Here is an 18,067-nt window from a genome sequence, read left to right as displayed (position 1 = left end):
ACTTCAATCAGCGCATCGGACGCGCTTCGTAGCGTACTTTTGGACGTGTGCCGGCGAGTAAGAAGCCGAGCACGATATTCAAGATTGTGAGCACCCATCCGACATAACCGAATGTGTAGGCAAGACTCGCCAGCATCGTTTGCCAGTCGAGCAATGCTGCTGCGTCCCCGCGGAATGTGAAACGGATGACGGTGAAGCCAATGAGTGTCGCTGCAGTAATCATGATGCCGATCCATGCGCCACCGAAGCGGGACGTTTGAGAGCGTCTGCTGACCGGATACCAAAACGCGAGCGTTCCGATGAACGCACTGCCTGCATAGGCAAGCAGGATTTGCCATAACGCATCCGCGTCTAAGAAGACGGTATAACAGATGAACGTCGTGAGCGTCGTCATAAACGTAAAGATTAAGGCTGCGAGTAATCGTGATCGCATAGTTCGTTTTCCTCCTCATTTTGCACATTCTTTAGAGTAAACGAAAACGAATTTGCTGTAAACGTTATTGACGGTTTTGTAATATTTGTCGCCATTGTTTAATAGCGTTCGTTCCATAGAACAAGACGCCGCCACGATAGAATTTCGAGCCAATCCACAGTGTGATACTGATCGTTCCGATGAGTAACCCGATCGAAAGCGCCACTTCCCATACGGCCACATCGACGAGCATGACGCGAAGGAACATGAGCATCGGAGCGAAGAACGGGACGAACGAGAGGATGGTCACGATGGTCGCATCCGGGTTGTTCAATCCAAACATCGCGACTAAGAACGCAGCGACGAGGAGCATGATGACCGGCATGACCATTTGTTGTGACTCTTCGACACGGCTGACAAGTGAACCGAGGACAGCGAAGAGTGAGGCGTACAACAAGTACCCGAGCAAGAAGAAGACGAGTAGATAGATGACAGCCCGTGCGTTGCCAGCGTTCTCGATGACCGTCGTCGCCAGTTCGCTACCACTCGCACTTACATAACCAAACCCAAGGAAGATTCCGATTTGGATGAGGGCGAGTGTCCCGATAGCGGTCACTTTCGCAAGCATATGGGTCACTGGATGAGTCGTTGAGATGATGAGCTCCATGACACGCGATGACTTCTCCGTCGTCACTTCTGTTGAAATCATCGATCCGTACGTGATGATTGAAATGTACAGGAGCATCAACATGACGTAAACGAGCGCCGAAGACGAGAGGAGCTCATCCGAGTTCTCTCCACCGCGTCCGAGATAGGACTCGTCGAGTTGGATCGGTTCGCTGAGAGCAGCGATGACGGCCGGGTCGACATCGGACGATTCAATCAATTCCGCATTGCGCAACTGTTGTAAAGATGTTTGCAAGATGGTCGTGAACTCCTGTTCCGGTCGTTCGGAGATGACGCGGGCATCATAGCCGTCGACAAAAGCGACGACCCCATACTCTCCGTCGTTGATGCCGGTCCGTGCCTCTTCTTCCGTAATTTCGCTAGAGGCGACGTCTTCATAGCCGAGTGATTTCATCGTGTCGACGATTTCTTTGTTCTCAGACACGACGAGTGCGCTCGCTTGCTCGGAATCCTCAAACGTAGACATGATGCGGTCGATGTTCGTAAACCCGAAGATGAATAGGATGGTTAACGCCGTCGAGATGAGGAATGCTTTTGAACGAATTCTCGATTTGAGTGTGAACGCATAAAGCGGTCCAAAGTTATGAAACATGTTGACCGACCTCCTTGATGAAGATGTCATTGAGCGATACCGGTTGGCGCATGAACGTCTTCACGTTCGCCTGATGACGGACGAGTGCCGACAGGACGGCGTCACTATCTTCGAAAGAATGCAAACGTACTAGATGACCGGATTTGTAAGGCTCGATTGTCTCCACGACTGGGAGCGACTCAAGAATGTGGATCTGGTCCGTTTCAATAAAGAGGGCAGGCTCTTCGTAGCGTGATTTGATTGTCGGGACATCACCGCTCACGACGGCACGGCCACCTTTCAAGATACCGACGTGTTGACACAATTCTTCGACATGCTCCATTCGATGACTAGAGAAGACGATGGTCGTCCCGGCGTCACGCAATGCGAGAACCTCACGCTTCAAAATCTCGACGTTGACCGGGTCGAGCCCGCTGAACGGTTCGTCTAAGATGACGAGTTCCGGGTTATGGAGCAGGGCGGCGACGAGCTGAATCTTCTGTTGATTCCCTTTTGAGAGTTGCTCGACGCGCATCGTTTCATATTGAGGAATTTCAAGGCGTTCGAGCCATGACTTGACCGCGCGTTTGGCATCGCTCCCGCGCATGCCCTTTAGGCTTGCGAGAAAGACGAGTTGTTCACGCACTTGGGATTTGGGATACAGGCCACGTTCCTCGGGCAAATAGCCGACGATGCGATGGTCGACCGCTTTACCGTTCCACGTGATACTCCCATCGGTCGGCTTCAAGATGTCGAGGATCATGCGGAATGTCGTTGTCTTGCCGGCACCGTTTGCACCGAGCAGACCAAACATTTCCCCTTGTGGGACGCGGAACGTGAGGTCGTCGACAGCTTTAAAGTCACCGAATTCCTTAATGACGCGTTCGATATGTAATGCCATATTCTATTACCTCCTTAGAATGTCTCTTCTTCTATCGTACGCCACCTTGAGCAAAAAGTTTCACTTTTTCTGGTAAATGATTTATCTTGAAATCAAGATAATAAAAGGAGGATGACAATGAAAACGCAGTCTACGGGAATCCATCACATTTCGTCGATGGTACAAGACCCGCAACGTACGCTAGATTTTTATGGACAGGTACTCGGTCTCCGCTTCGTGAAACAGACCGTTAACTTTGATGACCCTGGTACGTATCATCTCTATTTTGGGGACGAAGTCGGGACACCAGGGACGGTGATCACGTTCTTTCCAATCCCGGGCTTAGGGAAAGGGCAGGTCGGGAGCGGACAGGTTGGCGTGACGACTTATCTCGTACCGGCAGGAAGTTTACCGTTCTGGGAAGAAAGACTACAACAGCACGGCATCGCGACCGTCGCCACTGAACGGTTCAGCGAGGCATCACTTTTATTTGAAGACCCGGACGGACTCGTCGTCGAACTCGTCGCCCGACCGAGCTCTAAACAGACACGCTGGGTCATCCCCGGTATCACAGAACGTGAAGCAATTGTCGGATTCGCCGGAGCGACTTTGTTGTCAAAAGCACCGGACGAAACCGTGCGCTTGTTGACGGAACTGTTCGCCTTTGAACGGGTCGCAGAGGATGAAGAGTGGATCCGTTTGAAAGGGTCAGCCGATTACGGGAACGTCATCGATGTGAAGAAAACGATTTTACCAAACGGGGTCCCTGGAACGGGAACGGTTCATCACATCGCGTGGCGCGTTACCGACGGAGACCATTATCCGACCTGGCAAGACGCCATCTTTGATCTTGGATTAAGACCGACCGAAGTGAAAGAAAGAAATTATTTCCGCTCCGTCTATTTCCATGATGCCGGACGTATCCTGCACGAACTCGCGACGGACGTACCTGGATTCACTGTGGACGAATCCGTTGACACGCTCGGTGAGACGTTGCGCTTGCCACCATGGCTCGAAGCGGACCGAGATAAAATCGTCCGCACACTACCAGCAATCACGATACCGAGAGGAGAACACATATGATTCATCAATTCATTCAAGGTACAAAAGATACGACACTCGTTTTATTACACGGAACTGGAGGGACCGAGCAGGATTTGATTCCGCTCGCGAAAGAACTATCGACCGAAGCGAACATTTTAACGCTTCGAGGGGATGTCATTGAAAACGGGATGTCCCGTTTCTTCCGTCGTCACGCGGAAGGGGTGCTCGACCTTGAAGATTTAAAGAAACAGACAGAGCGCTTCCTTCATTTTTTAGATGAAGCGGCGACAACGTATGGCATCGACCGGGATAAGATGATCCCACTCGGCTACTCGAACGGGGCGAATTTAATCGGGTCGGCACTTTACCGTCATCCGGCGTTCACTGCTTCACTCCTATTCCACCCGATGGTACCGGACCGTTCATTGACGCTACCTGACTTGTCAGGAACGAACGTGTTCATCTCGGCTGGCGAACGCGACCCGATTTGCCCGAAAACAGAAACAGAAGAGCTGACGTCGACACTCCGAAACGCGGGAGCGGACGTCGAGCTCTTCTATCACTCGGGGGGACATGAACTTCGCATGGAAGAAGTCGAGGCAGCACGGACATGGATCGCCGCATACCTCGACTGATTCATTCAAGCCATTTTTTTCGGTTTGTTCGGACGAGAATAGACGACGAGGACCCCTCGGTCAATCAAATAGGCGGCGAATAAACGTTTCGCTTCCTCAGCACGCACAGTTCGGTCGATTTGGATATACAATCGGCCGAGCTTTTTTTGTGAGGTGCGCGTGAGCAACCAAATCGAGTCGAGCGTATACTGCCAACTTTGGAGCGTGTCGCCACCGATATATAAGTAGCGGTTTTGGGTGCGCTCGAGCAAGTAGTTGAGCCACCAGACGTCACGAGCCAGTTTAGCGCAGACACCGAGCACGAACGTGAGACCGAGGAAAGCCATGCTAGATAAGACAGGATGAATGGCAGAGAACCCGTTGCGGACGGACTCGAAGGCGACAAGGAACAATCCGACGGAAAAGACGCTGACGAACCACCAGAATCCAAAGTTAGAGAATGAACGCTTTGGGTCATGCACCATATGATGTCGATTCCGGATGATCGATGCCATTCTCTCCACCTCCTTTATTAGAATATTCTGAATATTTAGTAACACCACTATACTATACTGTACCCAATCCCGTCCATTTGAATACGCACACAACATGCTGAATCGTGAGGATTTTTTGACGTTTCGGCTTGTATTCCTCGAATTATGGGAATGATGACAGTGAAGACATGAAAATTTTGTTGAAACGTAATTTCACTTGGCAGAGGAATCGCTTATGATAGGTGAGGGATTTTCCAAGACCTACATGGATTCTGTCTGTAAAGAGAATGTGAAAACATGAAGGTCAGCTTCATTGCAGTCATCATAGAGAACTAGAGGGAATGTTATGAGAAATTATTGGTATGACAATATTAAAGGAGTGCTCGTCCTACTCGTCGTCTTCGGACACTTGTTGACCGATGTCCGCGGCGCTTATGACGACATTTTACCAAAGTGGGTGTATCTGTTCCTGTATACCTTCCACATGCCGTTGTTCATCATGTTGAGCGGTTACTTTTATCGGGAGAACCGCTATTTGCGCGTAATCCAGCTATTCGTGGTCTATGTCATTTGGCAGGTCATCCTTGGGTCATGGTTCGCATTTACAGAAGGGATTCCGATTTTCTCACTTGAAAATCCGGGTCTGAATTTGTTGAAGCCGTACTGGGCGCTTTGGTATCTGATGGCCATCATTTTCTGGTACATCATCACCCCGTATGTGACACAACTGAAAGGGTACGTGTTGTATGCACTATTATTCGCGCTCCTGTTCGGATTCCAAGCCGAGGCGACGGGGTATTTCGCGTTACGAAAAGTCATCATGTTCTATCCGTTCTTCTTGATCGGGAACTGGATGTCCGAGCGCAATACGCTCAACTTCTTTGAGTTACCGAAACGGGCCGAGCACCGGAATCGATACCGCATCGGTGGGGCGATTGTCTTCACCACGCTCACACTGGGACTCTTGGTCTCGATGCGGGTCCAGCAAGACGATACGTTCTATCATATCGGGAACTTATTCAAATTCCGTTTCGCCTATGACACGGCCGTCCCTGAGGCGATGTGGAGTGGACCGTTCGCCTTTTTGATCGTCTATACGGTGTCGCTCCTCATGTCAATTAGTTTCGCGCTCATCATCCCGGGACGACAGCTCCCGATTTTCTCGCGTGCCGGACAGTATAGTCTGTACGTCTATCTCGTCCACGTCTTCTTTGTTGTCGCCTGGAAGGCGTTTATACCGGCAGGATTCATGCCGACATCTTGGATGCAACTGCTCGTCTTGTTCGGTGTCGCCTTTGTGATGGTCCTCGTGATTATCAGTCCACCGATGGTCCGTCTCTTGCGTCCGCTCGTCGAGATTGACGTGAAGCGAGTCCAAAATACGAAGGGTGTAAAAGGGTAAAGTCTTTTCTAAACGCTTCATTTCCGCTACACTTTATTAAGAAGAAACGAAACTAGAGTTAAGGAAGTGACCCTATGCCATACGAAAATGGAATGCACAGCACAGAAGGCGACGTGAACGTATCACGTCACGTCGTTGAAATGATCGCCGCGGTCGCGGTCAAAGAAACGAAATACGTCTCGTTCACGCAAGAAGACACGAAATTGTCAGAGCGTGCGCTCATGAAACATGTGAAAGTCGATGAATCGGACGAAGGCATCACCATCAACTTGTCGCTTTATATCGCGTACGGACAGTCAATCATCAAAACGGTGACGGCCGTCCAAGAGCGCATCACGCAAGATATGGACACGATGCTTGCGATGACACCACGTTCCGTAAACGTGAAAGTGGTCGGCATTCAATTGTAATGAAAGAGGGGAGAGCACAGGCTCTTCTCTTTTTTTGATTTTTGCGAAAACGGTTGCATCAAGAGAACGTTTTCATTTATAATAGAAATCGAACAAGTGCAACCGTTTGCATCATTGACCAAACGTGCGACGGGTACTTGTCAAGTTCCCTAAATGTAGTCTGACGACACAAGCATTTGAAGGAAAGGCGGAAAGCATGTATGTCAACGATTGAAGCAGTGATTTTCGATTTGGACGGTGTCATCACTGACACCGCAGAGTACCATTACCTCGCTTGGAAGCAGCTCGGTGAAGAGCTCGGAATTCCATTTGACCGCGAATTCAACGAAACGCTCAAAGGCGTGAGTCGGACTGAATCGCTTGAGCGGATCCTTGCGCTCGGCGGTAAACAAAACGATTTCACATCGGAAGAGAAAGCAGAACTCGCACAAAAGAAAAACGAGCACTACGTTGAACTTATTCAACATATCTCATCCGACGATCTTCTTCCTGGTATCGTTTCATTCCTCGATGAAATCAAAGAGGCGGGACTTAAAATCGGAATGGCTTCTGCTTCAAAGAACGCATTTGCGGTCGTTGACGCACTTGGTGTCCGACATTACTTCGACCATATTGTCGATGCAGCAACTGTCGCCCAATCAAAACCACACCCCGAAGTGTTTTTGAAGGCCGCTTCTGCCCTTGGCGTGAAACCCGAACTCGCCATCGGCGTTGAAGACGCGGCTGCCGGCGTAACTGCAATCAAAGCGGCAAATATGTTTGCTGTCGCCGTCGGAGAAGAATCGATGCTTGGTCATGCAGACCTCATCGTCGCTTCTACTGACGAACTTTCGCTCGAACGCATCCTCGAACGCGTTGATGTGTAAATGACTACAATCATCTTCCGTGAGACGGCGACTGCCCCGAACAGTCGCCGTCTTTTTTTGAGTCTAAAGTCCTAAATAGACAGAATTGCCCAAAAAGAGATGACAAACACATTACAAATCCGTTACACTTTTATAGAAGATATAGAGGGATTATTAGGAATTACTGATTTAAATTAGGGAATTCCTAATTATAATTGGATGTAGAAGGGGATTTGTGTATGGAATCTACGAATATCAATGACCATATTTATCGAGAATTGATGGAAATTGAGGAATCGTATCGTCAATTGCAACGACGTGCCGAGTATTTGATTGCGGAATTGAGTCGAGATAGAGAAGATAAGGACTCCACGGCCGATGCGTCAAAACGCCTACGTCCGCGCCGTGTGAACCAGCGTTATCCGCTCGAGGTGTACGTTCATCAAGTGACGGATCTACTGAAAGAGCGTCAGACGATGAGCGTGCGTGATATTCAAATGGAACTTGAACTTCGTTACCGTCATCACATCAGCAACATTTACCAATTGATGGTGAAAATTGAAGGGGTCAACCCGGAAATCAAAAAAATTGGTCGCGGCTTGTATACATACGAACCGACAGAAGAAGTGGCAGCGACACTTTCATGATCCAGAGCCGATGGGGAACGCCTCATCGGCTTTTATTGTAAACGGACTGATATCCACTCCTCGATTCAAAATGTGATATAATTCGCCAGAGTCTATTTTTTTGAGAGAGGAACTGTCGGCCCATGCTATGGATTGCCATGTTGGTCAGTTTTGTGATGGCCATCTTGATTACACCGCTCGTTCGTCGATTCGCATTTTTCATCGGTGCAGTCGATCATCCGAACGCACGAAAAGTACATTTACGGACGATGCCACGAATCGGGGGTCTCGCGATTTTTATCGCATTCTTCATCGGCTACGCCTTGCTGCTTCCGACGAGTCGATATAACGACGCTATCTTAATTGGCGCTGTCGTCATTCTCCTTACCGGACTGATCGATGACCGGTTCCAGTTATCAGCCCGTGTCAAGCTGATGGGGCAGATGATTGCGACGGTCGTTGTCTTGAACTCGGGGATGCGAATCGAACTCATCAATCTCCCGTTCGACCAGCAACTCTACCTCGGGTCATGGAGCATCCCGATCACCGTCCTTTGGCTGATCGGGATCACGAATGCCATCAACTTGATTGACGGTCTCGATGGTCTCGCCGCCGGTGTGTCGAGCATCGCTCTCGGGACGATTGCTGTCTTAGCCATCATTCAGGGAAACGTCTATTTGACGATGATGGCGCTCTTGCTTCTTGCGAGCACGCTCGGGTTTCTCGTTCATAATTTTTATCCGGCGAAAATCTTTATGGGCGATACGGGAGCACTGTTCCTCGGGTACATGCTCGCCGTCTTCTCGCTCATCGGGTTTAAGAACGTGACGTTGTTCTCGCTCGTCGTCCCGGTCCTCTTGCTCGGGTTGCCGATCTCGGATACGATTTTCGCCATCGTGCGCCGGCTCGTCCAAGGGCGACCGCCGATGTCGCCGGATAAATCGCATATGCATCATCAGTTGATCGATATGGGCTTCACGACACGGCAAGCCGTCTTGCTCATGTACGGGATGACCTTGTTCTTTGGCATCTCATCCATCTTGTTCGCCAAGACGACGATGCTCGGTGCGGTCATCACGTTCATCGTCGTGTTGATCGTCATTGAATTGATCGTGGAATCAACCGAACTGATTCATCCGAACTATAAACCAATCATTCGCACGTCCCGACGACTGCTCGGTCGACCGCGAACCTAAATAATAGCCAGTATCGCCGCGCGATACTGGCTATTATTGTTTTAGTACGTGATCGTTTCGGTCATCGTATCGTCCGTTTCATCGGTTGACGGTTCACCAGCTGTAACGGGCATGCCGAGCTCCGTCTGGAGAAGGGTCTGGGCGTCACGAAGGTCAGCCGGGTCGATTTCATAATAGTAGACCCCGTTCAGCGTCAGGTCCGTCCCTTCGAGTGTTTCTCGGTTGAACGACTTCAGCGATTTTGCGTACGGCTGGAGTTGTGAAGCCTCTGACAATGACATGTTCGTCCGGATGTTCTCGCCGACGGCATTCATGATCCGATTTAACTTCATGAACGAGTCAATCGTCGTCGCCTCATTGATGATGGCTTCGATAACTTGCTGTTGTCGACCGGCTCGACCGATGTCACCGGCAGGGTCTTGCTTCCGCATCCGGGCATAGGCAAGTGCTTCTTTTCCGTTCAAGACTTGAACGCCAGGCTCTAGCTCGACATTTCCGGTCGCTTTTCCGGAGATGGGGATGAGGACGTCGATCTCGACGCCACCGACCGCATCGACCAAATCTTCGATTCCGTCAAAGTTGATGGTCGCATAGTAATCGATCGGGATGTCGAGCAGGTTCTCGACGGTCGCGATGGTCGTGTCAATGCCTCCGTAAGCGTAAGCATGGTTGATCTTGTCTTTGAACGGATCCTCATCGTCGATGATGATGTCGACATACGAGTCGCGTGGGATGCTGACGAGCGTCACTTGCCGCGATTCCTTGTTGAACGTGGCGACCATGAGCGAATCAGTCCGTCCTTCCTCGAGCGAGGCGCCGCCATCGACTCCTGCTAACAGGACGGAAAAGTGATCTTTCGTCAAGTCGATGGACTCGTCGCGACGTTCTGACTTGTCGCCACGTTCCAACGCCTTGTTCGCGTTTTCGGCGGTTTCATTCGCTTTGAAGACAAAATAGCCGAAAGCGGAACCACCGATGAGCAATACGACACCCAACACGATGAGGACAATTTTCCAAGGTGATCTTTTCTTGCGTGGGGGTGTTTTCATGTTGTTTCCTCATTTCAGTCGTTTCTTTTAGTATAGGCGTTTCAGCGTTTGAAATCACGTTCGATGATGCGGATCCCATGAGTTTGAAGCTGACCTTGACCGTTCGTCATGTCTGTCAGCCAAGCGAGCGCCTCCTCTGTCTCTTCCACGGGTACCGAGACATGAAACGTGACGAGGTCGGCGTAGAGGATGTCATCGAGCAGATAGCTAGACTGTCTCAACTCGTTTTCGACTTTTCCGATCCATGTATAGTCGACGGTGAGTGTCAATTGTTGCATCGGTAGGCGTTCGACGATGCCGACCGCATCAAGTCCTTCGCTCACGGTTCCACCGTAGGCACGAATGAGTCCGCCGCCCCCGAGCTTGATTCCACCGAAATAACGTGTCACGACGACGACCGTATCTTTCAAGTGGCGTTTGCGTAACACCTCGAGCATCGGCATGCCGGCCGTACCACTTGGCTCACCATCGTCGTTCGCTTTTTGGTGCTCGTTCCGTTCCCCGATGATATACGCGGAACAGTTATGGTTTGCATTCCAATGCTCTTTCTTGATGGCTTGGATAAACGCCTGCGCCTCTTCCTCTGTTTCGACACGTTTGAAATGAGCAATAAATTTTGATTTTTGGATAACGACTTCGTATGTTCCACTTTGTTTTATAGTATAATTTGACTCAATAGACATTTCTGAAAATTCTCCTTTCTATTTTTAAATATTTTTTTTAGAATTCAAGTAGGCACATACGCTATTTATAGCGAATGGAATTATAGAAAATCTCTCATGTCCGCTGTAAACCTGTTTAGAGTGGGACGATATATAAGAATAGATGAGGATTAACTACCGAACTATTAGGGGATGGCATCGTGAATCATATTACCGATCGGACAGCTTTAGAACATATCATAACAAATATGATTGAAACGGTGACGGAAAGTAAAGAGGAGATTGTCCGTATAACCGAAAGTTCTGCAACTGAATATTCAGCAATTCAAAACGAGTTAAAAGAATTGACGGATAAAATCGAGTTCTACATCGAGGAGTCCGATCGACTCGACCGACTCGTGAAAGCTGCAAAGGCCAAGCTCGTTCAAGTCAGTAAAAAGTTTCATATACATAGTGAACAAGAAATTCGCGAAGCCTACGAACGGGCGAATCAAATGCAACTCGAACGTTTTCTTGTCCAAAAAGAAGAGATGGCGGCACAGCAACGCCGGAACGACTTAGAACGTCGTCTGCTCATCTTAGAGGACACGATCGAACGTGCCGAAAAGTTGATTGGTCGCGTGAGTGTCGTCTTGAACTTCTTACGGGATGACTTACAGCAAGAGTATTCGGACATGATGAAAAAACAAGAGATGGCCATCGGCGTATTCGAAGCGGCTGAGCGCGAACGGCGCCATCTCGCCCGCGAGATGCACGATGGACCAGCGCAATCGCTTGCTCATATTCTGATACGGGCCGACCTGATTGAAAAGACGTTTGATAAACGAGGAAAAGATGAGGCATTTGCCGAATTACATGAATTGAAAAAGCTAATTCGTGGGGCGCTCGTCGACGTCCGTCGTTTGATTTATGATTTACGTCCGATGTCGCTTGATGATTTAGGCTTTTTGCCGACGCTCGAGCGCTATCTCCATCAAACGGAGGAGTATACGGCAATCAAAACGCGTCTCAACTATCGAGGGTCGCGTGCGCGATTACCGGAGAAGCTGGAGATTAACGTGTTCCGTCTCGTTCAAGAATCGGTACAAAATGCGATCAAACATGCAAAAACAGCCGAAATCATCGTCAATGTCGAGCAAGCGAGCGACGTGATTCACATCCACGTCCGCGACTATGGCATCGGATTTGAACCGAGCGCAATTGGCGAAGAGTCGTTTGGGATTGTCGGAATGCGCGAACGAATTGAATTGGTGAACGGAAGCATCACCATCGACTCGGAAGTCGGCAAAGGGACAGTCGTCCGGATGTCGATTCCGATTCCGTGAGAGAACAAGGGGGAAGACATACATGGAAATGACACAGACACGCATTGCGATCGTGGATGATCACGAACTGTTCCGCGAGGGATTGAAGCGGATTTTTGATTTGGAGGATGAATTTAAAGTTGTCGCCGAAGGGCGTACGGGACGCGAAGCAATCCGCATCGCTGGCGAGCAAAAACCAGAAATTCTAATTATGGATATCAACATGCCGGACATGAACGGGATCGAGGCGACGAAGCAACTGTCACTTCTTTCACCAGAGACACGTGTCCTCATTCTGTCAATCCATGATGACGAGTCGTATATCACACATGCGCTTGAAGCGGGGGCATCAGGATTCTTATTAAAAGAAGTCGCATCGACAGAATTGATCTCAGCAGTCCGTGCCGTCGCAAAGGATGGGGCGTATCTTCATCCGAAAGTGACAACGAACGTACTGAAGGATTACCGCCGTCTCTTACAATTCAAAGGGGAACAGGCGGGACGTGGCGTCGAGAGCCGTACAGATGACCCGGTCTATCAATTATTGTCGCGCCGTGAGGTCGAGGTGTTGCACCTTCTCGCCGACGGTCGCTCGAACCGAGACATCAGTGACATGCTGTTTATCAGTGAGAAGACGGTCAAAAACCACGTCTCCTCCGTCCTTCGTAAAATGGACGTGAACGACCGGACGCAAGCCGTCGTGGATGCGATTCGCCGGGGTTGGGTCGAGATTTGAGCGTCACCGATGCTTTACCTCGTTTTTGTGTTACAATATGGAATGGAATCCTAACATAATTGGAAAATGAAACGACGTAAAGTGAGGATATAGTATGGGAAACATTGCGATTTTAACCGACAGTACCGCCTATCTGTCGGATGATTTTTTGGCGCGACATGACGTCCATGTCGCACCACTCAGTGTCATCTTCGATGGTGCGTCGTACCGCGAGTCGATTGATATGTCGACTGAGGCGTTTTACGAGCGTATCGAGGCAGGGAACCTGCCGACGACGTCGCAACCGGTCATCGGTGAGACGGTTGAATTGATTGAGAACTTGCCGGACGATGTGACAGACGTGATTGCAATCACGCTCTCGAGCGGGATTAGCGGAACGTACCAATCGATGGTCGCGTTAAATGACATGGTCGATGTGACGGTTCATGCGTTTGACTCAGAGATTTCGTGTATGCCGCAAGCGTTTCTTGTCGAAGAGGCTCTTCACCTCCGTGACAACGGGGCGACACCAGAAGAAATCATCGCCCGACTTGAAGCGGTCCGTGATTCGATTCGCGCGTACTTCGTCGTCGATGACCTCGACCATTTACAACGCGGCGGACGATTGAGTGCGGCGCAAGCGCTCGTCGGATCGTTCTTGCAAATCAAGCCGGTCCTTCATTTCCAAGATAAATTGATCGTCCCGTTCGAAAAGATTCGGACATACAAGAAGGCCGTACGCCGAATCGAAGAGATGATGGACGAATCGATTGTCGGAGACGGGGAAGGGTACTGCATTGGTATCATTCACGCCAACTGCCCGGAGCGTCAGGCGGAAGAAATCGCTTCGATGAAGCAGAAGTTCCCGAAAGCACATATCTCGGGAAGCCATTTCGGTCCCGTCATCGGAACGCATCTCGGACCTGGTGCAATCGGCATCACATGGTATCGTCGCGAATGGTAAGAGAGACGACCGTCTAAGGTCGTCTTTTTCAATGGAGGAGGGAATGAAATGGCGAAATATCGCCAAATCTTTGAGCGTCTGGCAGAAGAGATGCGAAATGGCACGAGACCCGCTGACTCAAAGCTTCCGTCTGAAACCGAGTTGATGCATCAGTTCGAGGCCAGCCGGGGGACGGTCCGGAAAGCGCTCGATCTTTTACAGGAGAACGGGTATGTCCGGAAGCATCATGGAAAAGGCGTGTTCGTGTTGAAACGTGACCAGATCGAGTTTCAATTCAACGGCATCGTCAGTTTTTCAGAAGTCTACGCGAGCATGCTCGGTCGATCCATTCAGACCCACGTCGCTTCGTTCGAAGAGATAGAAGCCCCGACATGGCTCGCCGAACGGATGAACTTAGCGCCAGGGACGCATGTGTTTCGCATCGAACGGGTTCGAAACTTTGACGGGGAGAGCGTTATCTTAGACATCAACTATTTCGTCAAAGACCTCGTTCCCGGTCTGACAGAAGAGATTGCGGCTCGATCGATTTATGGATATATCGAAGATGAGCTTGGGCTACAAATCAGCTATGCCAAACGGAAGATTGCAGCTGAAGATGTGACGGAACTTGACCGGAAACGGCTCGACTTGCATGACTATGAATACGTCATCGTCATCACGAACGATACGTTCTTATATGAAGGGCAACAATTTGAATATACGGAGTCGCGTCACCGATTGGACAAGTTCCAGTTTAGCGACGTCGCCCGTCGGTAAACCTCTTTCGTACAGGAAGGGGTTTTTTGTTTGCCCTAAGTCAAAATAGGGGAATTTTAACAGTAAATCACGACGCAAAACTTTCATGTTTAACTTGTATATATAAGTTGTTGACTTAACTTATATAGATAAGTTATACTTTGTTTGTACTCATAAGTAACCGTTTTCATTTACAGTTTTCAAACAAAGGAGGACATTCAACATGAAGGCAGATTATCGTCAAATTGCCGCTGAGATCTTAGAAGCGATCGGGGGCAAAGACAACGTGGACAAGGCCGCGCACTGTGTGACGCGTCTCCGTCTCTCCCTCAAGGATCAATCAAAAGTCGATGAGGCACGCGTGAAAGAAATCGATCTCGTCAAAGGGGCGTTCGAGAACTCCGGCGTGTATCAAATCGTCATCGGAGCCGGCGATGTCGATCGCGTCTATGCCGAGTTCATCAAGCTCGCTGGACTTGAGGCGGCAACGGTCGCCGAGGTCAAATCCGCGGGCGGCAAAAAAATGAATCCGCTTCAAAAACTCGTCAAAGTCTTCTCTGACGTCTTTATGCCGATCATTCCAGCCATCATCGTAGCCGGTCTCCTCATGGGGATCAACAACCTACTTGCTTCAGAAGGTCTCTTCATCGAAGGACAGACGCTCATCGAGGCGTATCCGAACTTGCAAGGACTTTGGGATCTCATCAACATGATGGCGAATACGTCATTCGTCTTCTTACCGGCACTCGTCGGTTGGTCGGCGACGAAACGATTTGGCGGGAGCGAAGTACTCGGGATCGTCATGGGTCTCTTACTCGTTCACCCGGACCTCTTGAATGCATGGGGCTACGGAACGGCAGCACTTGAAGGAGATGTCCCGACGTTTGATATCCTCGGACTCTTCGAAATCGAGAAAGTCGGCTACCAAGGTCAAATCTTGCCGGTACTCGCCGCTGCCTATATCTTGAGCCAAATCGAGATGTTCTTGAAAAAACGTGTACCGAACGCCATTCAACTCTTGGTCGTTCCAATCACAACAATCGTTGTCACAGGATTCCTCGCACTCGCAATCGTTGGACCGGTCACTCGTGGAATCGGAAACGTGATCGCGACAGGACTCGTCAACACGTTCGAAGCCGTACCGGTCGTCGGGGCACTCCTCTTCGGATTGTTCTACGCACCGCTCGTCGTCACCGGGATGCACCACTTGTTCATCGCCATCGACCTTCAGTTGATCGCAGATACAGGCGGTACGTTCATCTGGCCGATGATCGCACTCTCAAACATTGCTCAAGGTTCGGCCGCACTCGCGATGTTCTTCGTCTACAAGCACAACGCGAAACAAAAGAGCATGGCATCGACTTCAGCCATCTCGGCTTATTTCGGAATCACAGAGCCGGCCATGTTCGGGGTCAACTTACCAAATAAATTCCCGTTCTACTCAGCTATGATCGGGTCGGCAATCGCTGCTATCTTTATCACATTGAACGATGTGCAAGCAATCGCCATCGGTGTCGGAGGACTCCCTGGATTCCTCTCAATCTTCACAGATAAGATCCTTCTCTTCATCGTGGGCATGGTCATCGCGATCATCGTTCCGTTCGCGCTCACATTCATCTTGTCGAAGCGTTACATGAAGAAAGGTGAACTTGAAGAAAACAAAGTCGCATAAGTATTGACTCGGGAGGGAGGGACGGCAGTTCTTCCCTCTTTCTTATTGAAATGAAAACTCTTACAAAAAGGAGATGTCGTTGATGACACAGAAAAATTGGCGCAAATCAGTCGTCTATCAAATTTACCCGAAAAGTTTTTACAGTCCGGAAGGGAACGCGACCGGATCGATCAAAGGGGTGACGGCGAAGCTGGATTACTTGGCAGAACTCGGCATCGAATACATTTGGATGACGCCTGTCTATCAGTCACCTCAACACGATAACGGCTATGATGTGAGTGATTATTATGCCATCGACCCGTCTTACGGGACGATGGAGGACCTCGACGAACTGATCCGTGAAGCAGAGGCGCGGGGCATCGGCCTCATGATGGACATCGTCGTCAACCACTCTTCGACCGAGCACGAATGGTTCCAAAAATCATTGGCGGGAGACGAGCGGTACCGTGACTACTACATCTGGCGCGACGAACCGACGAACTGGGAATCGAAGTTCGGTGGGAATGCGTGGGAATATGATGAGAAGAGCGGACAATATTATCTCCACTTGTTCGACGTGACACAGGCTGACCTGAACTGGGAGAATGAACAGATGCGCGAGGACGTCTACGAGATGATGCGGTTCTGGCGTAAAAAAGGAATCAAAGGATTCCGTCTGGACGTCATCAACCTCATTTCAAAAGAACAGGACTTCCCAGAAGACGCATCGGACGGTCGCAAGTTCTATACGGACGGTCCACGCATCCACGAATATTTAAAAGAGATGAACCGAGAAGTATTTGATGGGCACGACGTCATCACGGTTGGGGAGATGTCTTCGACGACGCTCGATCACTGCGTACGCTATTCAAACCCGGACGAGAACGAGCTCAGCATGACGTTCAGCTTCCACCACTTGAAAGTCGACTATCCGAACGGCGAGAAATTCGTCGCGGCGCCGTTCGATTTCGTTCAATTAAAAGACATCATGTCGACGTGGCAACGTGGGATGCACGGGAAAGGATGGAACGCCATCTTCTGGTGCAACCATGACCAACCACGTGTCGTCAGCCGTTTTGGGAACGACACGAACCACCGCGTCGAGAGCTCGAAGATGCTTGCGACAGTGCTCCACGGCCTTCAAGGGACGCCGTACATCTATCAAGGGGAAGAAATCGGGATGACGAATCCTGGCTTCGATTCGCTCGACGAGTATCGGGATATCGAAACGCTCAACATCTACAAGTTGAAGCGGGAAGAGGGCGTGTCGCATGATGACATGATGGCCGCCATCAAACAGAAGTCACGCGACAACTCGCGAACGCCGATGCAGTGGGATGCAACGACACATGCCGGCTTCACGAGCGGCACACCGTGGATCAACGTGGCGCCGAACTATGAGGACGTGAACGTTGAAACGGCGCTTCGTGATCCGAACTCAGTGTTCTACCACTACAAACACTTGATTGCATTACGAAAAGAACTTGACGTTTTGACGGACGGAGACTACACGCTTCTTACTCCTGATTCGCTAGACGTTTGGGCATATACACGGAAGACGGACCGAGAGGAGCTACTCGTCGTCGCCAACTTCTATGGAATTGAAACGACGTACACGATTCCAGAAGGATTCGAGCGGGTGAACGTCGTCAGTCACAACTACGACGTGCCTGAGCTCGACGGAATGTCGTTGTCTCTTCGTCCATATGAGGCGATCATGTTCTATAAACAGATTTAACAGATGGGACCCGATTTTTTCGTCGGGTCCTATTTGTGTAGTAGACCTATGTTGTTTTAGATAAGTTG

General features: G+C 49.9%; 19 protein-coding genes. 13 read left to right on the top strand and 6 right to left on the bottom strand.

Translation table 11 applies throughout. The features are described from left to right. Positions 1–7: 7 nt before the first annotated feature. From F3H97_RS08250 to F3H97_RS08240, 3 genes are all read right to left on the bottom strand, one after another. Positions 8–433: a hypothetical protein gene (locus F3H97_RS08250; protein WP_196431038.1), complete on the bottom strand. Its 426-nt coding sequence runs from the start codon at positions 431–433 to the stop codon at positions 8–10. Positions 434–497: 64 nt separating this feature from the next. Continuing rightward, positions 498–1,691, bottom strand: coding sequence for an ABC transporter permease (locus F3H97_RS08245; protein ID WP_196431037.1), 1,194 nt, complete (start codon positions 1,689–1,691; stop codon positions 498–500). Next, positions 1,681–2,571 carry an ABC transporter ATP-binding protein gene (locus tag F3H97_RS08240; RefSeq protein WP_196431036.1) on the bottom strand — a complete coding sequence of 297 codons (891 nt, stop codon included), beginning with the start codon at positions 2,569–2,571 and terminating at the stop codon, positions 1,681–1,683. Before F3H97_RS08240 ends, F3H97_RS08245 begins: the two co-directional genes overlap by 11 nt. A 117-nt stretch (positions 2,572–2,688) precedes the next feature. Between F3H97_RS08240 and F3H97_RS08235 the strand changes: the two genes are divergently transcribed. Both F3H97_RS08235 and F3H97_RS08230 read left to right on the top strand, forming a co-directional pair. Beyond that, the gene (locus F3H97_RS08235; RefSeq protein WP_196431035.1) at positions 2,689–3,633 is read left to right on the top strand and encodes a VOC family protein; all 945 of its coding nucleotides are present in this window, start codon (positions 2,689–2,691) and stop codon (positions 3,631–3,633) included. Continuing rightward, the gene (locus F3H97_RS08230; protein ID WP_074036177.1) at positions 3,630–4,229 is read left to right on the top strand and encodes an alpha/beta hydrolase; all 600 of its coding nucleotides are present in this window, start codon (positions 3,630–3,632) and stop codon (positions 4,227–4,229) included. The genes F3H97_RS08235 and F3H97_RS08230 overlap by 4 nt, the downstream gene beginning before the upstream one ends. 5 nt (positions 4,230–4,234) lie before the next feature. Here F3H97_RS08230 and F3H97_RS08225 read toward each other — a convergent pair whose 3' ends face one another. Beyond that, positions 4,235–4,723, bottom strand: coding sequence for a hypothetical protein (locus tag F3H97_RS08225; RefSeq protein WP_196431034.1), 489 nt, complete (start codon positions 4,721–4,723; stop codon positions 4,235–4,237). A gap of 325 nt (positions 4,724–5,048) precedes the next feature. Between F3H97_RS08225 and F3H97_RS08220 the strand changes: the two genes are divergently transcribed. From F3H97_RS08220 to F3H97_RS08200, 5 genes are all read left to right on the top strand, one after another. Next, positions 5,049–6,104 carry an acyltransferase family protein gene (locus F3H97_RS08220; RefSeq protein ID WP_012726998.1) on the top strand — a complete coding sequence of 352 codons (1,056 nt, stop codon included), beginning with the start codon at positions 5,049–5,051 and terminating at the stop codon, positions 6,102–6,104. Between the two features lie 74 nt (positions 6,105–6,178). Beyond that, on the top strand, positions 6,179–6,514 hold the full coding sequence (locus F3H97_RS08215) for an Asp23/Gls24 family envelope stress response protein (RefSeq protein WP_196431033.1): 336 nt from the start codon (positions 6,179–6,181) through the stop codon (positions 6,512–6,514). Positions 6,515–6,714: 200 nt separating this feature from the next. After that, the gene (pgmB, locus tag F3H97_RS08210) at positions 6,715–7,380 is read left to right on the top strand and encodes a beta-phosphoglucomutase (RefSeq protein ID WP_196431032.1); all 666 of its coding nucleotides are present in this window, start codon (positions 6,715–6,717) and stop codon (positions 7,378–7,380) included. A 218-nt stretch (positions 7,381–7,598) separates the two neighbouring features. Further along, positions 7,599–8,006: a Rok-like winged helix domain-containing protein gene (locus tag F3H97_RS08205; RefSeq protein WP_196431031.1), complete on the top strand. Its 408-nt coding sequence runs from the start codon at positions 7,599–7,601 to the stop codon at positions 8,004–8,006. Positions 8,007–8,128: 122 nt separating this feature from the next. Continuing rightward, on the top strand, positions 8,129–9,181 hold the full coding sequence (locus F3H97_RS08200; protein WP_012726994.1) for a glycosyltransferase family 4 protein: 1,053 nt from the start codon (positions 8,129–8,131) through the stop codon (positions 9,179–9,181). Between the two features lie 41 nt (positions 9,182–9,222). On the opposite strand, the gene F3H97_RS08195 is transcribed toward F3H97_RS08200, so the two are convergent. Both F3H97_RS08195 and F3H97_RS08190 read right to left on the bottom strand, forming a co-directional pair. After that, on the bottom strand, positions 9,223–10,230 hold the full coding sequence (locus tag F3H97_RS08195) for an LCP family protein (RefSeq protein ID WP_196431030.1): 1,008 nt from the start codon (positions 10,228–10,230) through the stop codon (positions 9,223–9,225). A 41-nt stretch (positions 10,231–10,271) separates the two neighbouring features. Further along, positions 10,272–10,913, bottom strand: coding sequence for a YigZ family protein (locus F3H97_RS08190; protein ID WP_196431029.1), 642 nt, complete (start codon positions 10,911–10,913; stop codon positions 10,272–10,274). 179 nt (positions 10,914–11,092) lie between these two features. Here F3H97_RS08190 and F3H97_RS15160 point away from each other — a divergent pair, with 179 nt between their 5' ends. From F3H97_RS15160 to treC, 6 genes are all read left to right on the top strand, one after another. Further along, positions 11,093–12,217, top strand: coding sequence for a sensor histidine kinase (locus F3H97_RS15160; RefSeq protein WP_196431028.1), 1,125 nt, complete (start codon positions 11,093–11,095; stop codon positions 12,215–12,217). 22 nt (positions 12,218–12,239) lie between these two features. Further along, positions 12,240–12,932: a response regulator transcription factor gene (locus tag F3H97_RS08180; RefSeq protein WP_159562679.1), complete on the top strand. Its 693-nt coding sequence runs from the start codon at positions 12,240–12,242 to the stop codon at positions 12,930–12,932. 94 nt (positions 12,933–13,026) lie between these two features. Continuing rightward, positions 13,027–13,875 carry a DegV family protein gene (locus tag F3H97_RS08175; protein WP_196431027.1) on the top strand — a complete coding sequence of 283 codons (849 nt, stop codon included), beginning with the start codon at positions 13,027–13,029 and terminating at the stop codon, positions 13,873–13,875. A gap of 48 nt (positions 13,876–13,923) precedes the next feature. Further along, complete coding sequence (gene treR / locus F3H97_RS08170; RefSeq protein ID WP_196431026.1) at positions 13,924–14,631, top strand: trehalose operon repressor; 708 nt, start codon at positions 13,924–13,926, stop codon at positions 14,629–14,631. A gap of 202 nt (positions 14,632–14,833) precedes the next feature. Continuing rightward, entirely contained in the window at positions 14,834–16,282 is a 1,449-nt protein-coding gene (gene treP / locus F3H97_RS08165) for a PTS system trehalose-specific EIIBC component (protein ID WP_074036194.1), read from the top strand. An 82-nt stretch (positions 16,283–16,364) separates the two neighbouring features. Continuing rightward, positions 16,365–17,999, top strand: coding sequence for an alpha,alpha-phosphotrehalase (gene treC / locus F3H97_RS08160; RefSeq protein ID WP_196431025.1), 1,635 nt, complete (start codon positions 16,365–16,367; stop codon positions 17,997–17,999). The last annotated feature ends 68 nt before the right edge of the window (positions 18,000–18,067 follow it).

It is taken from the genome of Exiguobacterium sp. SRB7LM (genome assembly GCF_015712685.1).
Lineage (GTDB): Bacteria > Bacillota > Bacilli > Exiguobacteriales > Exiguobacteriaceae > Exiguobacterium > Exiguobacterium profundum.
This window is presented reverse-complemented; position numbering and strand designations above follow the sequence as displayed.

Coding starts and splice junctions, on each gene's coding strand:
- F3H97_RS08250 (WP_196431038.1), bottom strand. CDS start 433: ATGCGATCACGATTACTCGCAGCCTTAATCTTTACGTTTATGACGACG.
- F3H97_RS08245 (WP_196431037.1), bottom strand. CDS start 1,691: ATGTTTCATAACTTTGGACCGCTTTATGCGTTCACACTCAAATCGAGA.
- F3H97_RS08240 (WP_196431036.1), bottom strand. CDS start 2,571: ATGGCATTACATATCGAACGCGTCATTAAGGAATTCGGTGACTTTAAA.
- F3H97_RS08235 (WP_196431035.1), top strand. CDS start 2,689: ATGAAAACGCAGTCTACGGGAATCCATCACATTTCGTCGATGGTACAA.
- F3H97_RS08230 (WP_074036177.1), top strand. CDS start 3,630: ATGATTCATCAATTCATTCAAGGTACAAAAGATACGACACTCGTTTTA.
- F3H97_RS08225 (WP_196431034.1), bottom strand. CDS start 4,723: ATGGCATCGATCATCCGGAATCGACATCATATGGTGCATGACCCAAAG.
- F3H97_RS08220 (WP_012726998.1), top strand. CDS start 5,049: ATGAGAAATTATTGGTATGACAATATTAAAGGAGTGCTCGTCCTACTC.
- F3H97_RS08215 (WP_196431033.1), top strand. CDS start 6,179: ATGCCATACGAAAATGGAATGCACAGCACAGAAGGCGACGTGAACGTA.
- pgmB (WP_196431032.1), top strand. CDS start 6,715: ATGTCAACGATTGAAGCAGTGATTTTCGATTTGGACGGTGTCATCACT.
- F3H97_RS08205 (WP_196431031.1), top strand. CDS start 7,599: ATGGAATCTACGAATATCAATGACCATATTTATCGAGAATTGATGGAA.
- F3H97_RS08200 (WP_012726994.1), top strand. CDS start 8,129: ATGCTATGGATTGCCATGTTGGTCAGTTTTGTGATGGCCATCTTGATT.
- F3H97_RS08195 (WP_196431030.1), bottom strand. CDS start 10,230: ATGAAAACACCCCCACGCAAGAAAAGATCACCTTGGAAAATTGTCCTC.
- F3H97_RS08190 (WP_196431029.1), bottom strand. CDS start 10,913: ATGTCTATTGAGTCAAATTATACTATAAAACAAAGTGGAACATACGAA.
- F3H97_RS08180 (WP_159562679.1), top strand. CDS start 12,240: ATGGAAATGACACAGACACGCATTGCGATCGTGGATGATCACGAACTG.
- F3H97_RS08175 (WP_196431027.1), top strand. CDS start 13,027: ATGGGAAACATTGCGATTTTAACCGACAGTACCGCCTATCTGTCGGAT.
- treR (WP_196431026.1), top strand. CDS start 13,924: ATGGCGAAATATCGCCAAATCTTTGAGCGTCTGGCAGAAGAGATGCGA.
- treP (WP_074036194.1), top strand. CDS start 14,834: ATGAAGGCAGATTATCGTCAAATTGCCGCTGAGATCTTAGAAGCGATC.
- treC (WP_196431025.1), top strand. CDS start 16,365: ATGACACAGAAAAATTGGCGCAAATCAGTCGTCTATCAAATTTACCCG.